Raw genomic sequence first — 18451 nt, 5'->3', positions numbered from 1 at the left:
GCTTAGCTCGCGTTGCTGATGGTGACCGATTTCACCTTGGTATAGGCGTCCAGGCCTTCCCAGCCCTTTTCGCGTCCGTAACCGGATTTCTTGTTGCCGCCGAAGGGCAGTTCCAGACCGCCGGCCCAGTAGTCGTTGACGGAAACCTGGCCGCAGTCCAGAGCTCCTGCGACACGCATCGACCGGCCGACATCTCTTGTGTAGACGCTGGCGATGAGACCGAAGTCCGTTCCGTTGGCAAGCGCCACGGCCTCTTCCTCGGTGTTGAAGATCTGCACCGACAGCACCGGGCCGAAGATCTCTTCCTGGACGGCAGGGTCGCCGGGTTCGAGATCGGCGATGATGGTCGGCTGGAAGAACCAGCCCTTTCCGGTGTCCGCGTCGCTGGTCACGTCGCCGCCGGTGAGGATGTTGGCGCCACGGGATTTCGCCGCGTCGACATGGGCCTTGATGCGCGACAGATGCAGTTCGGAATTGATCGCCCCCATGTCCGGTGCGCTCAACCCGTGCCCGGTCCTGATCTGCCGGGCCTTGTCCGTCAGGAGTGCCAGAACCTCGTCGCGGATCGACCGGTGCAGGATCAGTCGGGACCCGGCGGAACAGATCTGCCCGGAATTTGAGAAGATCGCCCAGTAGGCGCCGTCGGCGACCTTTTCCGGGTCGGCGTCCTGAAAGGCGATCAGCGGCGACTTGCCGCCGAGTTCCAGCGTCAGGCGGGTCACGTTCGGCGCGGCCATGCGCGCCACGTTGACCCCGGTCCCGACGGATCCGGTAAAGGTGAGTTGCTTGATGCGCGGGTCCCGCGCCATTTTTGCACCGACATCGGCGCCCAGACCTGTCACCACATTCACCAGTCCGTCCGGCACACCGGCCTCCGTCAGCAGTTCCGCCATCACCAGAGCCGTGAACGGCGTGGTTTCGGCGGGCTTTGCCACGACGGAGCAGCCGGCGGCCAGAGCGGGGGCGACACCGCGCGCGAAGGTCGAGGTGGGATAGTTCCAGGGAATGATCTGCCCTGTAACTCCGACCGGCTCGCGCACGGTGAAGGCGGTGTGATCCGGGCCGAGATTGACCGACCGGCCATCAATCTTGTCGGCGGCGCCGGCGTAATATTCGAACAGGCGGGCTGAGGACTGGACGTCGCCCATGGCCTCCGCGAGCGTCTTGCCGCTGTCGACCACCTCGATCACCGCGAGACGGTCTGCCTGGTCCCGGAACACGCGGGCAACGTTGTTCAGGACGCGGCAGCGTTCCGCGGGCGTCACCTGGCGCCAATGCATGGCGGCCTTCTCGGCCGCATCGATGGCCCGGTCCATTTCGGCGTCGCCGCCGAGGGAAAAGTCGGCGAAGGCCTCCGCCCGCCCCGGATCGAAACTTTCCATCCTGCGGTCGGATGACGGGGTCACCTTGCCGTCGATGAAATGTCCCGTGGGAAGCGCTTCCAGCCTGCCGGTCGAAAGATAGTCTTGTGCGATGTCCTGAACTGTCATTGCTGAACCCGATGTCTGTCTTCGAGAATGAGGTCGGCCCCCTTTAGGGCCAGCATCATGGTCGGGGCATTGGTGTTGCCCGAAGTGATGTTGGGAAATGCGGACGCATCGACGACACGAAGGCCGTCGACACCGTGAACTTTCAGGCGGCTGCTGACCACCGAATTTGTCTGGTCCTCGCCCATCCGGCAGGTCGAGACCGGGTGGAAGACCGTGCTCGCGCGCGCCCGGAAATCGGCCAGGATGCCGTCATCGTCGAGATCCGGCAGATGCGGTGCCATGGAGCTTTCGACAAGCGCGCTCAGCGCCTTGCTGCCCATCAGACGCTGGCAGAGCCGCCCCCCGGCGATCACGGTTCTCCGGTCCTCGTCCGTGGCAAGCGAGTTCGGCCGGATTTCGGGCGGGACCGTGCTGTCGACGCTCCTGATATCGATCCGCCCGCGGCTGGTCGGCCGGGTCGGCTGGGCGCAGATGATGAAACCGTTGAAAGGGTCGATGGCCAGCCGGCTGTTGTCGCCCCGCGGCACCAGGCGATAGCTGATCGGATTGAAATAGAGTTGCTGGTCCGGCCGGTTCAGCCCCTGCTGCGAGCGCAGGAACCCGCCGCACTGGTTGACGGACAGCGACAGGGGCCCCTTGCGGGTCAGCGCGTATTGCAGGGCCGCCCTGGTCTGGCCAAGCAGCGGCCGCAGGACCGCGTTCAGCGTCGGTTCCCTGGCCCGGAAGGTGAAGTTCGCCGCGAGATGATCCTGCAGGTTGCCGCCGACATGGCCGTTGTTGAAAACGACCGGAATGCCGAGGTCGCTGAGCAGGCGCCCGGGACCGATACCGGAAATCTGCAGAAGCTGCGGTGAGCCGATGGCGCCCGCCGCCAGTATCACCTCACGCCCGGCGTGAAGGATCTCGCCGTTTGTCAATTCGATGCCGCGGGCCGACTTGCCGTCGAACAGGATGCGCCTCGCCTGTGCATGGGTCCGAACCACAAGGTTGGGGCGGCCGAGTGCCGGCCGCAGGAAGGCGCGGGCAGAGGAACAGCGCGTGCCGTTGCGGGTGTTGATATGATAGACGCCGCCACCTTCCGGATGATCGCCATTGAAATCATCGGACCACGGCAGGCCGACCTCGCTTATGGCGGCAAAGAAGTGCCGGTTCACCTTGTGGATCTGGTTGGCGACGTTCTGCACATGAATGAGACCCTGGCCCTGCTTTTCGCCAACTGGGGTGACCTTGGTTTCCAGGCGCTCGAACGCGGGTCTGACACTGTCCCAGTTCCAGCCCTTGGCGCCGGCGGCTTCCCAGTCGTCGAAATCCGCAGGTAGACCACGGCAATAGACCATGGCATTGATCGAACCGGAGCCGCCCAGGAGCCGGCCGCGCGGCCAGGGCACGCTGCGTCCGCCGAGCCCTTCGTCCGGTTCCGTCATGAAACGCCAGGTGCATCTGGGATCGGAGTTGAGCTTGCCGTAGCCCAGCGGCAGCGACACCCAGGGAGACGCATCCGAACCGCCTGCTTCCAGCAGCAGCACGCGCGTATCGGGATCGGCGCTGAGGCGCTCCGCGAGGATGCATCCGGCCGAGCCGGCTCCCACGATGATGTAATCGACATTGTCCATGATGTGCGTAGCGCCGTAGTGACTGTCCGGCAGAGTTTGAAAGACGGGACTGGAAATTTGAAACGAAAAAAAATTTGGTAAAGCATCGAAAAATTTTGAAGGAAATATTTGTCTTTGAACGGTTAGTTTATATTGATGACACAAATGATCTCGATATCCGAACATCAGGGAGTTCGTCGGGATGGCTTATAACCTGCCGCCGCTGTCGTGGTTGCGGTCCTTCGAGGCCTCCGCCCGGCTCGGCAATTTCACGCGGGCGGCGGAAGAGCTGCTGATCACGCCGGCCGCCGTCAGCTACCAGGTCCGGCAACTCGAACAGCAGCTCGGCTATCCGCTGTTTGAGCGGGTGCACCGGGAGCTGGTCCTGACGCGGCTTGGCCAGACCTATCTGCCGACGGTGGCGAAGGCCTTTTCGGATCTGTCGATCGCGACCGTCTCGGTCTTCGGGGAACGCCAACAGAAGCCTGTCCGTTTCCGCTGCCTCAACAGTTTCGGCCAATTGTGGATGATCCCGCGGATGAAGGCGTTTCAGGCGGCATGTCCGGGGGTCGATCTGCAGATGATCTCCGCCTCATGGGCGGAAACGCTCAGCCCGGAACTGTTCGACATCGATATCCGCTTCGGTGACGGAACGTGGTCCGATGGCGCTGTCGAGTTTCTGCGGAATGATCCGGTCATTGCGGTCTGTCACCCCGATCTTGCCCTTGACCGGGCCACGCGTGACGTCGAGGCGCTCGCGGAGGCGCCGCGCCTCGACATCATGGGTGTGATCGACACCTGGGAGAGCTTCTTCAGGGCCTTCTCTCACCCGGTCCCGGACCGCAACGGCCTGCAGGTCGACCAGACGCTGTCCGCTCTGGAGCTGGCCGCGCTCGGGCACGGTCACGCCCTCGTTCTGGAAACGCTGGCCCGGCCCTATCTCGACAGCGGCCGCCTGATCCGGTCCTGCAACAGAAGGCTGAAGAGCCGGCACAGCTATTATCTTGTCACGGATGGTCCCCGCGAGGCGCTGGGCGCCGACGCCCAGGTCTTCTGCGACTGGATGATCCGCGCATTGGGCGGTGCGTGACCCCGGTCGGTCAGTCGGGCGAGAAGGAAAAACCGAACAGGCTCTCGAGCGGATCGAGCGCCTTGGGGTCGCGGTAGCGGTTGAGATCCAGCAATCCGGCCTCCACATCGTTCTGGGCGTTCAGCGCCGCCTGGACCCGGTCATAGGTTGACCAGAACCGGACGTCCGACCGGCGGATCCCGTATTCCGCCACCAGGGAGATATAGTCTTGCCGAGATCTCATCTTTGTGACCGCGTCGGCAAAGTCCGTCACCCGTGCCTCGGCCACCTTGAACATGAAATTCGGGTAGCTGCTGAGCTGGCCGGGGACGATCGTCAGGGTGTCGTTGTCCGGCTCCCGGCGCAGGTCCTCATTGAAAATGAACGCGACATTGCTGTGTGCCTTGTCATGCACCAGCGTGAAAACCGCATCATGATCGTCCGCTTCCACCAGAAGCAACGCGATGTCGGGCATATATTTGGCAAAGGGCGCGGGCTTTGCAGTGAGGGGCGGAAGCTGTCCGGCAGCCGTATCCGGCGACGCGCAATCCGCGCCGCTGCACCGGTTGATCGGATCGGTCTGTGGCCAGAGGCGGGGAGCGATCTGCAGCAGGCGGGTCAGGAACTCCCGCTTCGGATGCGTGGTCTGAAAGGCGATGGCGGTCGGCGACCGGTTGTCCAGCGGGCTCGCCGCCCATTGGTTCACAAGACTGACCAGCGGTCCGCGGTACCAGCTGTCGTGGAGAGGCATCCGCAGGTCCGGAGGCAGGAAGGACAGAAAGATCCGTTCGCCTTCCCGGCGCAGGCTGTCCATGTAGATCCGTGTCGTCAACTGGTGCTCGATATTGCCGAAAACGTCGAAGCCGGCGACCAGATTGTAATAGATCCGCTCGAACAGCGGAAAATCGATCACCCAGGCCGTTTCCGGCACCGAGCCGATGAACCCGGAGACAACCGATGCGGAGGTGAAATTGCGGTAGACGGTGAGCCGGGCATCGGTGTTGCTGCCGTCGCCGTCCCAGATATCGGCGTAACCGGGGCCGCCCTCCGCCTCGTACTTGCGCGCATATCCGGATTGCCGGAAGTCCTGGTATTTGACCGGACCGAGCCGCAGAAAGCCTTCCAGACGTTCGCTGATCGTGCCGTCCGTCCGGGCGACCGGCAATTCCAGGATCGGGATCGCCGCCTTGAGAAACGCGGGATCGGTCACCGACAGGTCTGCCTCCGGATCGAGAAAGGAGACCCAGAACCTGTCCTCGATTACGTTCACCGCCACTTTGCCGTAGCAGACCGGCCCGCGTATGAACGAGCGAACGAAGTAGAGCCCGTCGTCCAGCAGGAACCGGTACCGGCTGCGGGCCGGGATTGCGCTGAACGTGGACAGCGGGTTGCCGCCGGCGGCGGTGGAATAGGGGGGCAGGGCGTCAAGGTCCCAGTCGGCGTCCTGGAACAGTTCGCGGTACCGGGCCAGCCGGTCCGGTCCGATCCGGTAGACGATATGTTCCTTGTGCAGGAGGACACCCTCCACCGGAACAAGACGGTAGTGAAACGCCCCGCCGGGATCGTCGAAGGGCCTGCGAGAAGCGATTTCATCCGGCGCATCCCCGGGGCCCGTTCTCGATCGGATCAGGCGAAAGAATCTGCGCGGGTCGTCGCCCTCGAGATGCAGATGCCCCAGAAACAGGTGTTCGAAGATATAGCGGGCCACCAGTCTGGACCGCAGGTCCTTCTGGTTCAGGTAGTCTTCCACGGCGATGCGCTGGCGCGCGGCATCTTCCGGCGGATCTGCGCTCGTCGGCGGGGCGGGCGCACCGTCGGCAGCCCAGTCGATAAGCTGCCTGTAGTCCTCGTCCGGCAAGGGGGCCATGGCGAAGGGCATGCCGCCTTGCGGGTGGTCCTTCAGGTAGTCCCGGGTCTCTCCGGGCATCGCGCAGGTGTTTTTCCGCAACGGCGAAATGTCGAGGCCGTCCGGGAGGGGCGCTCCAAGTTCGAAGGAGGTCTTGCGCCCGGCCCGGAGCAACTGTTCCAGAACAGACATGCCGTCGGACGTGTCGGTTACGGCGAAAAAGCCTTTCTGCCGCCAGTCACGAACGGTCCTGGCATCGATGCCGAGCCGCGTCATGGGAGCGTCATCCAGACGGGCGGAATCGTAGACCTTCTGCTTGCTGGCCCCGCGTGCCCAGCCGTCCGGCGAGGACAGCTTCAACTGACAGGGCGCATCGAAGCAGCCGTGACAGACAACGCAGCGCCTGGCGAGGACATCCTGAACGGAAGACGCCTGGCGTGCGGATGGCTGTGCCTGTTGCGCCGCTGCAGACCAGCCCGGGGCCATCAAGAGCGACATCGACAGCGCGGTCCACAAGGTCAGCGACCGGGCCAGCGACATGACCAGAGACAGGGCCGGCAACCGGGCCGGCAGCATGCGGACGTGCTTCAGTCCACACGCCGCGGGCAGGCCGGCGCAGCGCGCCAGGGCGGAACTAGCCCTGATTGTCATCCGACGGGGACCGGGTTTCGCGGCTTGGATCATCCGGTCCCTTGTAGGCGTAGAGATAGGACCAGGCCGCATAGGCGGTGATCGCGGTCATGATGTAGAACCAGGTCGTGTTTTCAAACGCAAGTTCGACACCGGTCCAGAGCGCGCAAACGGCGACGAGTACGATCCTGCGCCAGAGTGGATCGAACCAGGGGTGTTCAACGGGTCCAAACACGAAATTGCCTTCCTTGCACGTCTTCAGGGGGCGGGCAGCACGTCGAAAGCTGACGCTACGACAGTCTCAAGAGCTTGCGAATCCACGCGAAACTTGCCCGCCAAAGCCTGATTACACCTTGAATCCGGTCGCTGAACAAGGGATTGTAATGCCCTTGTTCGGACCGTGGGAATTGACAAGGAAAAAGGGGCCGGTGTTCTGACATGCTGACTGCGTTAGATCTTCTGACAGCGAATGACACACCCGGTCAGCACGCCCCGTCCTATTATGCCGCTACGGCAAACCGGACCACCGCCCATCCACCGCTCGACGGGCCGCGCAGTTGCGGCGTCTGCGTCGTCGGCGGCGGCTATACCGGACTGTCCGCCGCGCTGCATCTGGCCGAGAAAGGGCTGGATGTCGTTCTGCTGGAGGCCAACCGGATCGGCTGGGGCGCGTCCGGCCGCAACGGCGGTCAGGTCGGGTCCGGTCAGCGGATGGAGCAGACGGTCCTGGAACAGCGGCACGGCCTGTCCCATGCGAAGCTGTTGTGGGGTCTGGCCGAAGACTCCAAGGCCCTTGTCAGAAGCCTGATCGCCAAACACGGCATTGCCTGCGACTACACGCCCGGGATCCTGCATGCGGATCACCGCAAGAGTTTCGTGGAAGAGAGCAGGGACTATGTCGAGCACCTCAGGCTCGTCTACGGCTACGAGGACATCCGCTTTGTCGACGGCGACGAGATCGGTGGCCAGGTCGGCAGTCCGCGTTATCACGGCGGCTCTCTGGACATGGGAGCGGGCCATCTTCATCCGCTCAATTACGCGCTGGGTCTCGGCCGTGCGGCGGAGGCGGCCGGCGCCGGACTGTTCGAGGACACCAGGGTCACCGGCATTGAGGGCGAGGGCACGGGACGCATAACGGTGAAAACCGATCACGGCGAGGTCCGCGCCGATCATCTGATCCTGGCCTGCAACGGCTATCTCGGCAGGCTTGAGCGGCAGACGGCGGCCCATGTCATGCCGATCAACAACTTCATCGTGGCGACCGAGCCGTTCTCGGAGGACGAGGCGCGCGGCATCATCCGCAACAACGTGGCCGTCGCGGACAGCAAGTTCGTCATCAACTATTTCCGCCTGTCTGCCGACAGGCGCCTCCTGTTCGGCGGCGGCGAGACCTACGGCTACCGCTTTCCGCAGGACATCAAGGCGTTCGTGCGCGGGCCCATGCTGGAGATCTTCCCGCAGCTCGCCGATGCCGCCATCGACTACGGCTGGGGCGGCACGCTGGCGATCACGCCCAGGCGCATGCCCTACTTCGCCAGGCCGGCGGCCAACATTCTGACCGCCACCGGATATTCCGGCCATGGTGTCGCCATGGCGACACTGGGCGGGCATATCCTTGCCGAGGCGGTCGCGGGCACGGCGAGCCGCTTCGAGGTTTTCGAGAAACTGGACATACCGGCCTTTCCGGGAGGGGACCGATTGCGGTTTCCGCTGCTGGTCCTGGCCATGACGTGGTTCTCGCTTCGCGACAGGCTCGGGATCTAGAATGCTGCAGACCTCTTCGGACATGCGCCGCACGATCGGCAGCTATTGGGAGGCAGGCGCCGCACCGCCGAAACTGGACCGGCAACTGATCGGCAATGCCGTGTTCGACGTTGCCGTCATCGGAGCCGGTTTCGCGGGGTTGAGCGCGGCTCTCAAGCTGGCGCAGACGGGCGTCTCCGTCTGTGTGCTGGAGGCCGAGCACGTCGGCTATGGCGCGTCCGGGCGAAACGCCGGCTTCTGTTGTCTCGGCGGCACCAAGCTCGACGAGCGCCAGTTGATCCGGAAATTCGGTCTTGAGGAAACCCGCAGGTTCGTCGCCTACCAGGTGGCCGGCATAAACCTGGTCGCGCACCGGCTCGACAGCTGGGGCGTGCGTGCCGACCGTCATTCCGAAGGCGAGATCTACCTGGCTCACCGGCCACGGGAGGTGACGGCGCTTCAGGCGCATGCTGCCTTTCTGAAGGAAAATTTCGGGATCCGGGCCAGACTGCTGACCAAGGCGGATCTGGACACGGAAGGCTATGGCGGACCCGGGTTTCACGGCGGACTGCATATGCCCTACGGCTTCGCGCTCAACCCGATGACTTATCTGCTGGCCCTGGCGGACCAATTGCGCAAGGCGGGCGGCAAGATCTTCGGTAAATCGGCGGTGACCGGCATGACCCGGAAGGGAGAGCGCTGGCTGCTGGAAACCCGGCACGGTTTCGTCCGCAGCCGCAAGGTCGTTCTCGCGGGCAACGGTTATGCGGGAAATGTTCCAAAATGGCTGCATGGACGCACGCTGCCCGTGATGTCATCGGTCCAGGTGACACGGCCGCTGACCGATGCGGAACTGTCCGCGCAGGGCTGGACGGCAGATACGATGGCCGCGGATACGCGGAACCTGCTGCACTACTTCCGGCTGTTGCCGGACCGGCGGTTCCTGTTCGGCACGCGCGGCGGCATTTTTGAAAACGCGCCCGCGCTTGCCGCCATGCACCAACGTGCGGGGTCCGAGTTCAAGGCGATGTTCCCCGCCTGGGCCGGGATTGAACCGGATTACAGCTGGCACGGGCATGTGTGCCTGACGAGAGCGCTGACCCCGTTTGTCGGTGAGGTTCCCGGAATGGACGGCATCTACGCGGCCATGGGCTGGCACGGCAGCGGGGTCGCGCTGGCATCGATCTCCGGAGAAAAGGTCGCCGGTCTGATCACCGGCAAGGTGCAGCCGCGGGATCTGCCGGCGCCGGTGCGGTCTCCGTTCAGGAAGTTCCCGCTTGCGGCGCTGCGCAAGCTGTATCTTCAGGGCGCCTATTGGTGGTTCGGCTGGCAGGACCGCTGAATCGATCTTGCAGGAGACCGGGGGATCACTTCACTTCGATGATGTATCTGTCGACGACATTGCGGATCTTGGCCGATCCGGCGGTGTACATGTCCATCGTGAACCGGACCTTGAAATCGTCCTTTCCGCGAAAGCCCCGATTGGGCTTGTAGTAGACGGCAACACCGTTCACCCGTCGTCCCGCGCAACGCCCGGCATCCTTGCTCAGCTTGAAGGAGACCTGCTTGAAGCTGACGGTGCCGTTTTTCGGTTCTTTCGAGACCTTCATCCTGGGGATGGCCAGCGCCACACATTGCGACCGATTGTAGGTGGCATGGGAGCCGACGCCCGAGGTCTTGTTGGCGGGGACCGTCCGGCGGACGGTTTCGGCGTGGGCGAGAGAAGAAACGAACAACAAAACCAAAAAACTCAGTAAAATACGCATGGTCTGCTCCTGTAATGTCTGTCAGGGCCTTCCTAAATGACCGGCCTCGATACCTCAAGCCGTCCGTGTCCATAGGCGGGCTTTCGCGAGCGACCGAGGCGGGCAAACCGAATTGAAAAGCGAGCGAGCATGAGTGATATCGTGACGATCCGTCCGGGAGAACACAGGGATCGTGAGGCGCTCTGCCGCATCTGTCTGAAGACCGGCGATGCCGGCAGGGATGCGACGGCTCTGTATCGTGACGCAGATCTGATCGGCCAGATCTATGCGGCGCCGTATCTGTCACTCGCACCGGACCTTGCCCTGGTTGCCGAGGACCACGCCGGTGTGCTCGGCTATGCGGTTGGAGCAGCCGACACGCGCGCGTTCGAAGCCCGCCTTGAGCGCGACTGGTGGCCTGGCCTGCGCGCGCGCTATCGTGAGCCGGCAGGTGAGCGGTCCGGCTGGACGGCGGACGAACGGCGGATCTGGTCGTTCCACCATCCCACAAGGGTTCCGGACGACATTGTCGGAACCTTTCCCGCTCATATTCACATGAACCTTCTGGCGCGGGCGCAAGGCAGGGGGGCCGGTACCCGGTTGCTCGGGGCCTGGCTGGACCGGGCCCGGCGTACGGGAATGCATGCGGTTCACGCCGGTGTCGGCGCGGCCAACGAGGCGGGCCTGGCTTTCTGGAAAGCCCGTGGGTTCAAGCCTGTCAGAACGGATCTGACCAGCGGCTCCCGCGGCACGGTCTGGTGTGGCCGGGCAGTCTAGCGGGCAGTTCATTGTCCTGTGTCAAGGCAGGTGTGCCCGCTCCAGGGCATTCTGACGGAAGCTGACAGGAGGATGCGATGCCGGCAAAAACGAAGCTCGAACTGCTCCATGCAACGGTCTCGGAATACAGGAAACTTCAGGAGATTCTGGAGCGGTTCCCGGCCATGCAGCGCCTCGAAAAGGACGGAGACGGCATCTCGGCCAGGGACATCGTCGGCCACAGGGCACACTGGATCGAACTGTTCCTGGGATGGTATCGGGACGGGCAGCAAGGCCGGGACGTGTTCTTCCCGGCAGAAGGCTACAAGTGGAACCAGCTGAAGCGTTACAACTCCGATCTGAGGCGAAAACAGGCCGGATTGTCGTGGCAGGACGCCGGGTCGCTTCTGGACGGCAACCACGCGGAACTGCTGGCATTCATCGAGAGCCTTTCCGACGAACAGCTTTATGGCGCCCCGATGATGGGCGCGAACAATGACTGGACCCCGGGCCGGTGGGCTGAAGCCGCTGGCCCCAGCCACTACCGGTCGGCCGGGAAATACCTGCGCCAGCGCATCAGGGCCTACGACGCCGCGCAGCCCGAGGGGATCTCGGGCGCTTGAGGCTTGCGGCGCACGACCGCGACATTCACTTCCTGCCGGATCTCGAATCCGAGCTTGCGGTAAAGGGCGATGGCGCCGTGATTGTCCGCATAGGCATGCAGGAACGGCGTATCGCTCCGGCTGCGGATCTCACCGGCGACATGGCGGGAAAGCATGGAGGCAAGCCCACTCCCGCGAAAGTCCGGATGCGTGCAGATGCCGCTGACCTCCGTGAAACCGGTCAGATTCAGCCGGGTTCCCGCCATCGCCGCAAGCCGGCCATCGATCTTCACGCCCCAGAAGGACCCCAGTTCCGGCGTGCGGGCGGTGAATGGTCCGGGCTTGGTCAACTCGGCAAGGGCAACCATGTCAGCAATGTCGGCTTCGCCGAGCCGGACGATGTCTTCGGTCTCTTCCGGCGCTGATGCCGGGGCAACTTCGCTCATCAGCACACCGTCGGCGGTGATCTCGGCTTCAAGCGCATCGGGCAGCTCGATCGCGTCCGCCTGAAGCAGATAGACCTGATCGTCGCCGGGACGGATCAGGCCGGCCAATTCCTCAAGGGCTTCGGGGGAATTGTCTTTCGTTGCGGCGAACGGCGACACGGCGGGGTCGAACCGGCGGGCGAGCGGTCCGCCTTGCACAAACGTTTGCTGTCGGCTCGTCAGGGCGGACCACACCACCCGGTTCAAAAGCCGGTCCCTGCTTGAAACAGTCATAGGTCGACATCCTTGAATGCGTCATGAGGAGAGAGCCGGTCCGGCCGTTTCATCATGATCTTTCCTTCCTGGTCGGCGCCAGGCTGGCCCAGTCGGGCACCTCCCGCCCGGCCTGACGCACACTCAACGTCTTTTGCGTCAGCGCGTCTTCCAGCCTGTCCAGTTGGTCGAGCAGCGATCCATCAAGTCCGGCACAGGCATCGGCGACGGCGAAGCTGACCGCCGGCCAGAGCGTTGCCTTGAGATGCTCCACGAGCCGACATCCTTTCCCTGTCAGCGCGACGGTGCTGACCCGGCGGTCGGCTGCGCTGGGAAACACTTCCACCAGCCCGTCTGCCTTCATCTTGTTGATCATCCTGGTGACGCCCGGCTGGCTTTGTCCGAGCGCCCTGGCCAGATCGCCGATGCTTGAGGAGCCATGACGGTCGAGTGCCGCCAGAACCGGGTTATGCGGCGTCGGCAGATCGGTGCCGGCCAGTTCCACCGCAAGATCCTGTGTCTGCGCCTGCAGTTTTTCCCCGATCCGCTTCAGCCGGCTGCCAAGCGTTGCGAAGCCAAGCGTTCGGACGACGTCTTCAGTCATATTGAATCCTTTTTACATAACAAGTTATATAAATTGATGTGGGACTGGGCAAGAAAAACTTGTATCGATATGAGAAAAGATATAATCAAATAGTTATGGAACAGGTTGGTTATGAAAGCGCGCAGGTAAATCTCGATGGTGTCTTTTCGGCACTTTCCGATCCGACGCGCAGGGCGATCCTGTTGCGGCTCGCAGCCGGGGAGGCGTCGGTGAACGAACTCGCGGAACCTTTCGAAATCAGCCAGCCGGCGATTTCGAAGCACCTGAAAGTGCTGGAAAAGGCGGGTCTGATCACGCGTGGGTCGGACCGGCAGCGCAGACCCGCCCGGCTGAACGCCGCGCCGATGAAGGATGCCATCGCCTGGCTTGAGGAGTTCAAACGCTTCTGGTCGTCAAGCTTCGATCAACTCGACGATCTTCTGGAAGAATTGAAAAACGCAGACCTTTAGGGAGTGGAAAAGTGTCCTTGCCGGAATTCATACTTGAAAGACGTTTCAACGCACCGCGAGATCTTGTCTGGAGAAGCTGGACGGAGCCGGATCTGCTGGCACGCTGGTATGGCCCGGGTGTTGAGACAATCATTCACAAGCTGGATGTTCGGCCCGGAGGCCTTTGGCTCAACGAAATGAAAATGGGCGGCGGGTCTCACTACCAGAGGGTCGAATACACGGAAGTCCTTCCGCCGGAAAAACTGGTCTGGCTGCATTCGGTCGCGGACGCCGACTGGCACGTCACGACCAATGCGATGATGCCCGACTGGCCGCGCGTCTTGCTGACAATCGTGACATTTGTCGCGGACGGTGACCGCACGGACGTCCGGCTGGTCTGGACACCTCATGAGGCAAGTGACGCCGAAATCGCCTGTTTCACCGGGGCAATCGGCGGACTGGACAAGGGCTGGGGCAAGGGTATGGACATGCTGGAAGACCTGCTCGCGGAACTGCAGGCGTAGGTCCAGGGAAAATCGGGTTTGAGCAAAAAAGGGTCGCCCTGGGGCGGCCCTCAGCTTGCCGGGATCGAATACCTAGTCGAATTCCGGCCCGCGTGCCCGGTAGGGGGTGATTTCCTTCCAGGCCTTCATCAGCGTGTCGAGTTCGTCGTCGCCATGAGGCGGCATGACGATTTCCAGCCTGACCAGCAGATCGCCGTGGCCGCCGGTCTTGGTCGGCAGGCCCTTGCCCTTGAGGCGCATGGTCTTGCCGCTGGAGGCATTGGCGGGAATGGTCAGGTTGACCGCGCCGGACAGGGTGGGCGTGCGCACCTTGGCGCCGAGCACCGCCTCATAGAGTGTCAGCGGCAGGTTCAGGATCAGGTCCGAGCCCTTGACCTCGAACAACTTGTGCGGCTTGAAGCGGATTTCCACCAGGGCGTCGCCGGCGGCCCCGCCATTGGCACCCGGATGGCCCTGGCCCTTGAGCCGGATCTTCTCGCCTTCCACGACCCCTTTGGGCAGGGTGACATTCACGGTCTTGCCGCTCGGCAATGTGACCTGGGTCTTGCCGGAATTGACGATATCCTCCAGCGACACGCGCGCAATGATCTCCGCGTTGCTGCCCTTGCTCTTCGGCGCTGTCCTGGCGCGCGCACCGGCGCCCGCTGTGCCTGCGCCGGCAAAACCGCCACCGGCCGAACCGCGCGCCCGGCCGCCGCCGCCGCCGAAACTGCCGAAGATATCGTTCAATATGTCGTCGAAACCGCCTGCGCCGGCAGCACCGCCGCCTCCGGCCCGAAAGCCGCGTGTTTGACCCGCTGTGCCGAAATCCTCCTGGCCGGTAAAGCCTTCAAAACCGCCGGCATGAAACCGCTGCTTGCCTTCCGCGTCGATTTCGCCGCGGTCGAACTTGGCGCGTTTTTCCTTGTCGCCAACAATTTCGTAGGCCTGGTTGGCCTCGGCGAAATTCTTCTGTGCCGTCGGGTCATCCTTGTTCTGATCCGGATGGTATTTTTTGGCCAGTTTCCGAAAGGCCTTTTTTATATCGCCCTCGCTGGCGGATTTCGCCACACCGAGAACGCTGTAGGGATCACGCATTCGATTCACCAGGTTTCCAAGATTTTCCGGCAGAGCGGCCCGCGCAGATCCGTTCCCGGCGGGTTGCCCTGCGGGAATCGGGATGGAAGGGGGCCAGTCTCGACCGGACTTTCACCTTATATCGGGTTGGAGGACGGAAAATTCCAGACCTCCGGCGCCGTCACAAGGACCATCTGGTTTTAACGTGTTTTTCCGAGTGTTCAAGCGTCGGCGACGGTGAGGGTGACAACCGCGAATTTCCGGGTCACGTCCCGGCAGGCCGTACCCTGATAGAGCTTGATGCCGGCGATGGTGTTCGCCGTGGTCTTGAAACCCACGCATCCGGTGGATGTCAGCGCGGCGGTGTCAATGCTGGTCAGCGTGCCGGAATTGCCGCTGACCGCATTCAGCCAGGGCAGCGTGAGACCTTCCGGAGCGCGGCCCGCGTCAAGGTCCGGCCCGATGGCGTCGATGTTCCCGGCAATGATCTGCCGGTCCTCTTCGCTGATGTCGGAATGGGCGACGTTGGTGGAAGACGCGATGGAGCCGGTCAGCAGCGTGGGCGTATCGACGTTGTTGCTGCCCATTGGCATGGACATCTGGCCGCAACCGGCCAGCCCGGCGCCAAGCACCATGACAACGGCCACAAAATATTGGATCTTGGTGTGCCCGACAGTATATGAACGCATGCGATATACTTTGAGACAGCCCTTGGCAGCGGCTTGTTTCATGCCGTTCCGAATGGCTGCCGACTCCTTCGACAGGTTCCCGATGACAGACCTTAAAGATCCGCATGAAGAGTTAACAAAAGGTGACTTCTCCGGGGTTGAGAACCCGTTTGATCTTTTCTCTGAATGGCTTGAGGATGCCAGAGCCTCGGAGCCGAACGATCCCAACGCGCTTTCTCTGGCGACCGTGGATCCGGACGGCCTGCCCAATGTGCGCATGGTGCTGCTGAAGGGCTTCGACGAGCGCGGCTTCACCTTTTACACCAATCTTGAAAGCGCCAAGGGCCGAGAGCTGCTCTCCTCCGGCAAGGCGGCCATGTGTTTTCACTGGAAATCCCTGCGCCGGCAGGTCCGGATCCGGGGCGCAGTCCTGCAGGTATCCGGTGAGGAAGCGGACGCGTATTACCAGAGCCGGCCGCGCGGCAGCCGCATCGGGGCCTGGGCCTCGAAACAGTCCCGTCCGCTGGAAAGCCGGTTCGCGTTGGAAAAGGAAGTCGCCAGATACACCGCGAAATTCGGCATAAGCGACATTCCCCGGCCCGACCACTGGTCAGGACTGCGGTTGGAGCCGGCGTCGATCGAATTCTGGCACGACCGGCCGTTCCGTCTGCATGACCGGCTGCAGTTCAACCGGTCCTCGTCTGACCAGCCCTGGTCGAAAGAGCGGCTCTATCCGTGATCGCGGATCGGTCGGCGCTGGAGATTACAGCAGGCGTTTCCATCGGAAAAACAGGAATGTCACGACCACCGACACCAGCATGAGGCCGATGGAGAACTCGAAACCCTGCTGCCAGCGCAGTTCCGGCATGTTGTCGAAGTTCATTCCGTAGATCGATGCGATCAGTGTGGGCGGAAGGAAAACCAGGCCCAGCACGGTGAAGATCTTGGAAATCTGGTTCTGTTCGAGCGTGACCAGCCCCACCGTGGCGTCCAGCAGAAACGTCAGCTTGTTGTCGAGCGCGTCGCCGTGTTCCTTGATGGAATGGATGTCCCGGCCGAACATGGTGCAATCGGCGATCTGATCGTCGTTGAGACCGAGACGCTTGGCATGGGTGCCGATGTAGAGAAGCATGCGCGCGAGGCTCGAGCACACGTCATGCATCTTCGACACGTGCAATCCGATTTGACCGAGCCTCTTGATGGCGACCTGGTAGCTGTCCGTCTTGCGGGTGTTGAGACCGACGCCGAAAACCTCGACGGCAAGCGCGTCATACTGGGACGAGGCACTTTCCATTTCGTCGGCGCACCGGTCCACGATGATGTCAAGCAACGCGACCAGAACCGCGGGCCCGATATGGGCGATGCTGCCGTCCATCTGGATCTTCTTTGAAAGAAGGGTGATGGACCGCGGCTCTCCATAGCGCACGGTCACGAGACGCTTGGCATTCACGACGAAAGTCACGGATGACACCGCTGGGTCGATCATCTGGGTGACAATCGGCAACTGGGCGGTCATGACGACCGCGCCCGGTTCGAGATAAAGACGTTCGGACGTCTCGATCGAGGTGATTTCATCCCGCGTCGGGATCTCTGCGCCCATCAGCTTTTCGGCCGCCTTTTGTTCCTCGTGGGTCGGCGCGAAAAGGTCGACCCACACGGAAGTTGTCGGCAGGGCGGCCCCGGGCGCCAGTTCGACCCGTTCCAGGCCGTTGACTGTGGGACAATAGGCAATGATCATTTGAGCAAATCTCCGCACGCTCAATTCGTCGACACACGCTGGTGTGTCTTGGGTTGGCGGCAGTTTGCCCAAGAGGTCCGGATTCAGCAACACTCGAGCGAATGCGCCCCACACCTTGAAGCGCCGGGAAGGGCTCCCGACAGGTGCGTCGACGGGCTCGCGGTGTCGAACCGGGCGTCTATTTGCCTTTTTTCGGCAATGCCTCAGGTTTCCGGCACAAGGCCACGGCGTTGATCGCGGCGATGCCGACCGGCTTGTAGAGGTTTACCAGTTGCGCATCGGCGGCCTTGGCCTGGGACTTGGCATGAAATTGGGCCAGGAACTGCGTGTGATGGGAAGTTTGCTCAGACATTGGTCAGGTCCGTTTATTTTTCTCGGCCCATGCGCTTGTCGTCGCCCTCTGTGGAGCAGATCGCGTGCGAGCGGGCCGCGTGCATGTCATGTCCGGATGCGGCAATCGGAAGGCAACATGCCTTCGCGGCCGGTTTTGTTCCGGACAAGGGCAGCATGCGCCTGCTGATCCGTTTCGGCCAGTCAAAAACCATAACAGGATGTAACGAATCCACAGTGGAATTGAAGTAAATCGGCAAGGTTTTGTTAACACTATGACAGGCCGGACCTGAACAGCTGTCACAACACGGGCGGCAACGGGCCCCGGGTCAGACCAGGTAAGTCCTGTGATCGCGCAACGAAACGCCGCGCAGGCTGCACGTGAACCCGGTCACGCAGCGCGCGATGCACAGGAGAATGGTCGCGGCGATCAGCCCCAGGCCTGCGAGCATCAGATAGGAAGACAGCGGCGCTCCCAGCAGGATCATCAGTCCGCCGAGACTGCTGCCGATCGCCAGCAGCGCGATGGTCGTGCGAATGTAATGATAGTGCGCCTGCAGCCAGCGTCCGTCCGTTTCCGCGAAGCGAACGGCAAACACCAGGGCGGCCGGGACCAGCAGCCCGGTCAGGACCAGGACATTGCACAAGCAGATGTTGAAGTATCCCGGGCGGATCACCGCCGCCGGCAGCGGCCCCGCAGCGGTCTGCTCGCTGCGCTTCCGGTTGCCTTGCCCGTCTGCCGGATGACGGGAACCTGGTCCGGTCATTCCCCACCCCGAATTTGACTGATCCTTGCCGCCCGCCGGAACGGATCCTGGCTTCTCCAAAGAATAATTATGCTGTGTGTGGGACGGAAGTGAAGTTCAATTTTGACAATTCGTCCGGAAAGGCACAAACAATCATGACGCTACCTGTTGCTGCCGCCGCCCGTG

At 62.6% G+C, this 18451-nt stretch carries 20 protein-coding genes; 8 read left to right on the top strand and 12 right to left on the bottom strand.

Translation table 11 applies throughout. From position 1 onward, the window contains the following. Positions 1-2 precede the first annotated feature (2 nt). Positions 3-1490: an aldehyde dehydrogenase family protein gene (locus AC0VX3_RS21775; protein ID WP_475522271.1), complete on the bottom strand. Its 1488-nt coding sequence runs from the start codon at positions 1488-1490 to the stop codon at positions 3-5. Further along, positions 1487-3103, bottom strand: coding sequence for a GMC family oxidoreductase (locus AC0VX3_RS21770; protein WP_475522270.1), 1617 nt, complete (start codon positions 3101-3103; stop codon positions 1487-1489). The genes AC0VX3_RS21775 and AC0VX3_RS21770 overlap by 4 nt, the downstream gene beginning before the upstream one ends. A gap of 181 nt (positions 3104-3284) precedes the next feature. Here AC0VX3_RS21770 and AC0VX3_RS21765 point away from each other — a divergent pair, with 181 nt between their 5' ends. Next, a complete protein-coding gene (locus tag AC0VX3_RS21765; RefSeq protein ID WP_475522269.1) occupies positions 3285-4172 on the top strand; it encodes a LysR substrate-binding domain-containing protein in 888 nt (295 codons plus the stop codon). A 10-nt stretch (positions 4173-4182) separates the two neighbouring features. Here AC0VX3_RS21765 and AC0VX3_RS21760 read toward each other — a convergent pair whose 3' ends face one another. Both AC0VX3_RS21760 and AC0VX3_RS21755 read right to left on the bottom strand, forming a co-directional pair. Next, a complete protein-coding gene (locus AC0VX3_RS21760) occupies positions 4183-6648 on the bottom strand; it encodes a fatty acid cis/trans isomerase (RefSeq protein WP_475522268.1) in 2466 nt (821 codons plus the stop codon). Beyond that, a complete protein-coding gene (locus tag AC0VX3_RS21755) occupies positions 6632-6862 on the bottom strand; it encodes a hypothetical protein (RefSeq protein WP_475522267.1) in 231 nt (76 codons plus the stop codon). The genes AC0VX3_RS21760 and AC0VX3_RS21755 overlap by 17 nt, the downstream gene beginning before the upstream one ends. Before the next feature lie 203 nt (positions 6863-7065). On the opposite strand from AC0VX3_RS21755, the gene AC0VX3_RS21750 reads away from it, so the two are divergent. Both AC0VX3_RS21750 and AC0VX3_RS21745 read left to right on the top strand, forming a co-directional pair. Next, entirely contained in the window at positions 7066-8391 is a 1326-nt protein-coding gene (locus AC0VX3_RS21750) for an NAD(P)/FAD-dependent oxidoreductase (protein ID WP_475522266.1), read from the top strand. Between the two features lies 1 nt (position 8392). Then, entirely contained in the window at positions 8393-9712 is a 1320-nt protein-coding gene (locus tag AC0VX3_RS21745; protein ID WP_475522265.1) for an NAD(P)/FAD-dependent oxidoreductase, read from the top strand. Positions 9713-9737: 25 nt separating this feature from the next. Here the strand turns inward: AC0VX3_RS21745 and AC0VX3_RS21740 are convergent, their stop codons facing one another. Next, positions 9738-10136, bottom strand: a complete 399-nt coding sequence (locus AC0VX3_RS21740; RefSeq protein ID WP_475522264.1) for a hypothetical protein — start codon at positions 10134-10136, stop codon at positions 9738-9740. Between the two features lie 138 nt (positions 10137-10274). On the opposite strand from AC0VX3_RS21740, the gene AC0VX3_RS21735 reads away from it, so the two are divergent. Continuing rightward, positions 10275-10892 carry an N-acetyltransferase family protein gene (locus AC0VX3_RS21735; RefSeq protein WP_475525229.1) on the top strand — a complete coding sequence of 206 codons (618 nt, stop codon included), beginning with the start codon at positions 10275-10277 and terminating at the stop codon, positions 10890-10892. 77 nt (positions 10893-10969) lie between these two features. Further along, complete coding sequence (locus AC0VX3_RS21730) at positions 10970-11494, top strand: ClbS/DfsB family four-helix bundle protein (protein WP_475522263.1); 525 nt, start codon at positions 10970-10972, stop codon at positions 11492-11494. Here the strand turns inward: AC0VX3_RS21730 and AC0VX3_RS21725 are convergent. Together AC0VX3_RS21725 and AC0VX3_RS21720 are read right to left on the bottom strand one after the other, a co-directional pair. Continuing rightward, on the bottom strand, positions 11455-12192 hold the full coding sequence (locus tag AC0VX3_RS21725; protein ID WP_475522262.1) for a GNAT family N-acetyltransferase: 738 nt from the start codon (positions 12190-12192) through the stop codon (positions 11455-11457). The two genes, AC0VX3_RS21730 and AC0VX3_RS21725, sit on opposite strands and share 40 nt — an antisense overlap. A gap of 52 nt (positions 12193-12244) precedes the next feature. Beyond that, complete coding sequence (locus AC0VX3_RS21720; protein ID WP_475522261.1) at positions 12245-12775, bottom strand: MarR family winged helix-turn-helix transcriptional regulator; 531 nt, start codon at positions 12773-12775, stop codon at positions 12245-12247. A 95-nt stretch (positions 12776-12870) separates the two neighbouring features. On the opposite strand from AC0VX3_RS21720, the gene AC0VX3_RS21715 reads away from it, so the two are divergent. Together AC0VX3_RS21715 and AC0VX3_RS21710 are read left to right on the top strand one after the other, a co-directional pair. Further along, positions 12871-13224: an ArsR/SmtB family transcription factor gene (locus tag AC0VX3_RS21715; protein WP_475522260.1), complete on the top strand. Its 354-nt coding sequence runs from the start codon at positions 12871-12873 to the stop codon at positions 13222-13224. A gap of 11 nt (positions 13225-13235) precedes the next feature. Continuing rightward, on the top strand, positions 13236-13727 hold the full coding sequence (locus AC0VX3_RS21710; RefSeq protein WP_475522259.1) for an SRPBCC family protein: 492 nt from the start codon (positions 13236-13238) through the stop codon (positions 13725-13727). 72 nt (positions 13728-13799) lie between these two features. Here AC0VX3_RS21710 and AC0VX3_RS21705 read toward each other — a convergent pair whose 3' ends face one another. Further along, positions 13800-14804: a DnaJ C-terminal domain-containing protein gene (locus AC0VX3_RS21705; RefSeq protein WP_475522258.1), complete on the bottom strand. Its 1005-nt coding sequence runs from the start codon at positions 14802-14804 to the stop codon at positions 13800-13802. 200 nt (positions 14805-15004) lie between these two features. Beyond that, complete coding sequence (locus AC0VX3_RS21700) at positions 15005-15472, bottom strand: RT0821/Lpp0805 family surface protein (RefSeq protein WP_475522257.1); 468 nt, start codon at positions 15470-15472, stop codon at positions 15005-15007. 82 nt (positions 15473-15554) lie between these two features. On the opposite strand from AC0VX3_RS21700, the gene pdxH reads away from it, so the two are divergent. Next, positions 15555-16190: a pyridoxamine 5'-phosphate oxidase gene (gene pdxH, locus AC0VX3_RS21695; protein ID WP_475522256.1), complete on the top strand. Its 636-nt coding sequence runs from the start codon at positions 15555-15557 to the stop codon at positions 16188-16190. A 24-nt stretch (positions 16191-16214) separates the two neighbouring features. Here pdxH and AC0VX3_RS21690 read toward each other — a convergent pair whose 3' ends face one another. The 3 genes from AC0VX3_RS21690 to AC0VX3_RS21680 form a co-directional block, all read right to left on the bottom strand. Continuing rightward, entirely contained in the window at positions 16215-17189 is a 975-nt protein-coding gene (locus AC0VX3_RS21690; RefSeq protein WP_475522255.1) for a CorA family divalent cation transporter, read from the bottom strand. A 178-nt stretch (positions 17190-17367) separates the two neighbouring features. Then, complete coding sequence (locus AC0VX3_RS21685) at positions 17368-17541, bottom strand: hypothetical protein (RefSeq protein ID WP_342894455.1); 174 nt, start codon at positions 17539-17541, stop codon at positions 17368-17370. A 307-nt stretch (positions 17542-17848) separates the two neighbouring features. Further along, positions 17849-18286, bottom strand: a complete 438-nt coding sequence (locus AC0VX3_RS21680; protein ID WP_475522254.1) for a hypothetical protein — start codon at positions 18284-18286, stop codon at positions 17849-17851. Positions 18287-18451: the final 165 nt, after the last annotated feature.

The sequence above is a fragment of the Roseibium sp. QJM3NY_11 genome, from assembly GCF_056173175.1.
Note: the sequence above shows the minus strand (reverse complement) of the source record. Positions and strands in the feature narration are given on the sequence as shown.

Bases quoted from the DNA above. Each gene is read 5' to 3' on its own strand.
- AC0VX3_RS21775 (WP_475522271.1), bottom strand. From the start codon at position 1,490: ATGACAGTTCAGGACATCGCACAAGACTATCTTTCGACCGGCAGGCTG.
- AC0VX3_RS21770 (WP_475522270.1), bottom strand. From the start codon at position 3,103: ATGGACAATGTCGATTACATCATCGTGGGAGCCGGCTCGGCCGGATGC.
- AC0VX3_RS21765 (WP_475522269.1), top strand. From the start codon at position 3,285: ATGGCTTATAACCTGCCGCCGCTGTCGTGGTTGCGGTCCTTCGAGGCC.
- AC0VX3_RS21760 (WP_475522268.1), bottom strand. From the start codon at position 6,648: ATGACAATCAGGGCTAGTTCCGCCCTGGCGCGCTGCGCCGGCCTGCCC.
- AC0VX3_RS21750 (WP_475522266.1), top strand. From the start codon at position 7,066: ATGCTGACTGCGTTAGATCTTCTGACAGCGAATGACACACCCGGTCAG.
- AC0VX3_RS21745 (WP_475522265.1), top strand. From the start codon at position 8,393: ATGCTGCAGACCTCTTCGGACATGCGCCGCACGATCGGCAGCTATTGG.
- AC0VX3_RS21740 (WP_475522264.1), bottom strand. From the start codon at position 10,136: ATGCGTATTTTACTGAGTTTTTTGGTTTTGTTGTTCGTTTCTTCTCTC.
- AC0VX3_RS21730 (WP_475522263.1), top strand. From the start codon at position 10,970: ATGCCGGCAAAAACGAAGCTCGAACTGCTCCATGCAACGGTCTCGGAA.
- AC0VX3_RS21725 (WP_475522262.1), bottom strand. From the start codon at position 12,192: ATGACTGTTTCAAGCAGGGACCGGCTTTTGAACCGGGTGGTGTGGTCC.
- AC0VX3_RS21720 (WP_475522261.1), bottom strand. From the start codon at position 12,775: ATGACTGAAGACGTCGTCCGAACGCTTGGCTTCGCAACGCTTGGCAGC.
- AC0VX3_RS21715 (WP_475522260.1), top strand. From the start codon at position 12,871: ATGGAACAGGTTGGTTATGAAAGCGCGCAGGTAAATCTCGATGGTGTC.
- AC0VX3_RS21705 (WP_475522258.1), bottom strand. From the start codon at position 14,804: ATGCGTGATCCCTACAGCGTTCTCGGTGTGGCGAAATCCGCCAGCGAG.
- AC0VX3_RS21700 (WP_475522257.1), bottom strand. From the start codon at position 15,472: ATGCGTTCATATACTGTCGGGCACACCAAGATCCAATATTTTGTGGCC.
- pdxH (WP_475522256.1), top strand. From the start codon at position 15,555: ATGACAGACCTTAAAGATCCGCATGAAGAGTTAACAAAAGGTGACTTC.
- AC0VX3_RS21690 (WP_475522255.1), bottom strand. From the start codon at position 17,189: ATGATCATTGCCTATTGTCCCACAGTCAACGGCCTGGAACGGGTCGAA.
- AC0VX3_RS21685 (WP_342894455.1), bottom strand. From the start codon at position 17,541: ATGTCTGAGCAAACTTCCCATCACACGCAGTTCCTGGCCCAATTTCAT.
- AC0VX3_RS21680 (WP_475522254.1), bottom strand. From the start codon at position 18,286: ATGACCGGACCAGGTTCCCGTCATCCGGCAGACGGGCAAGGCAACCGG.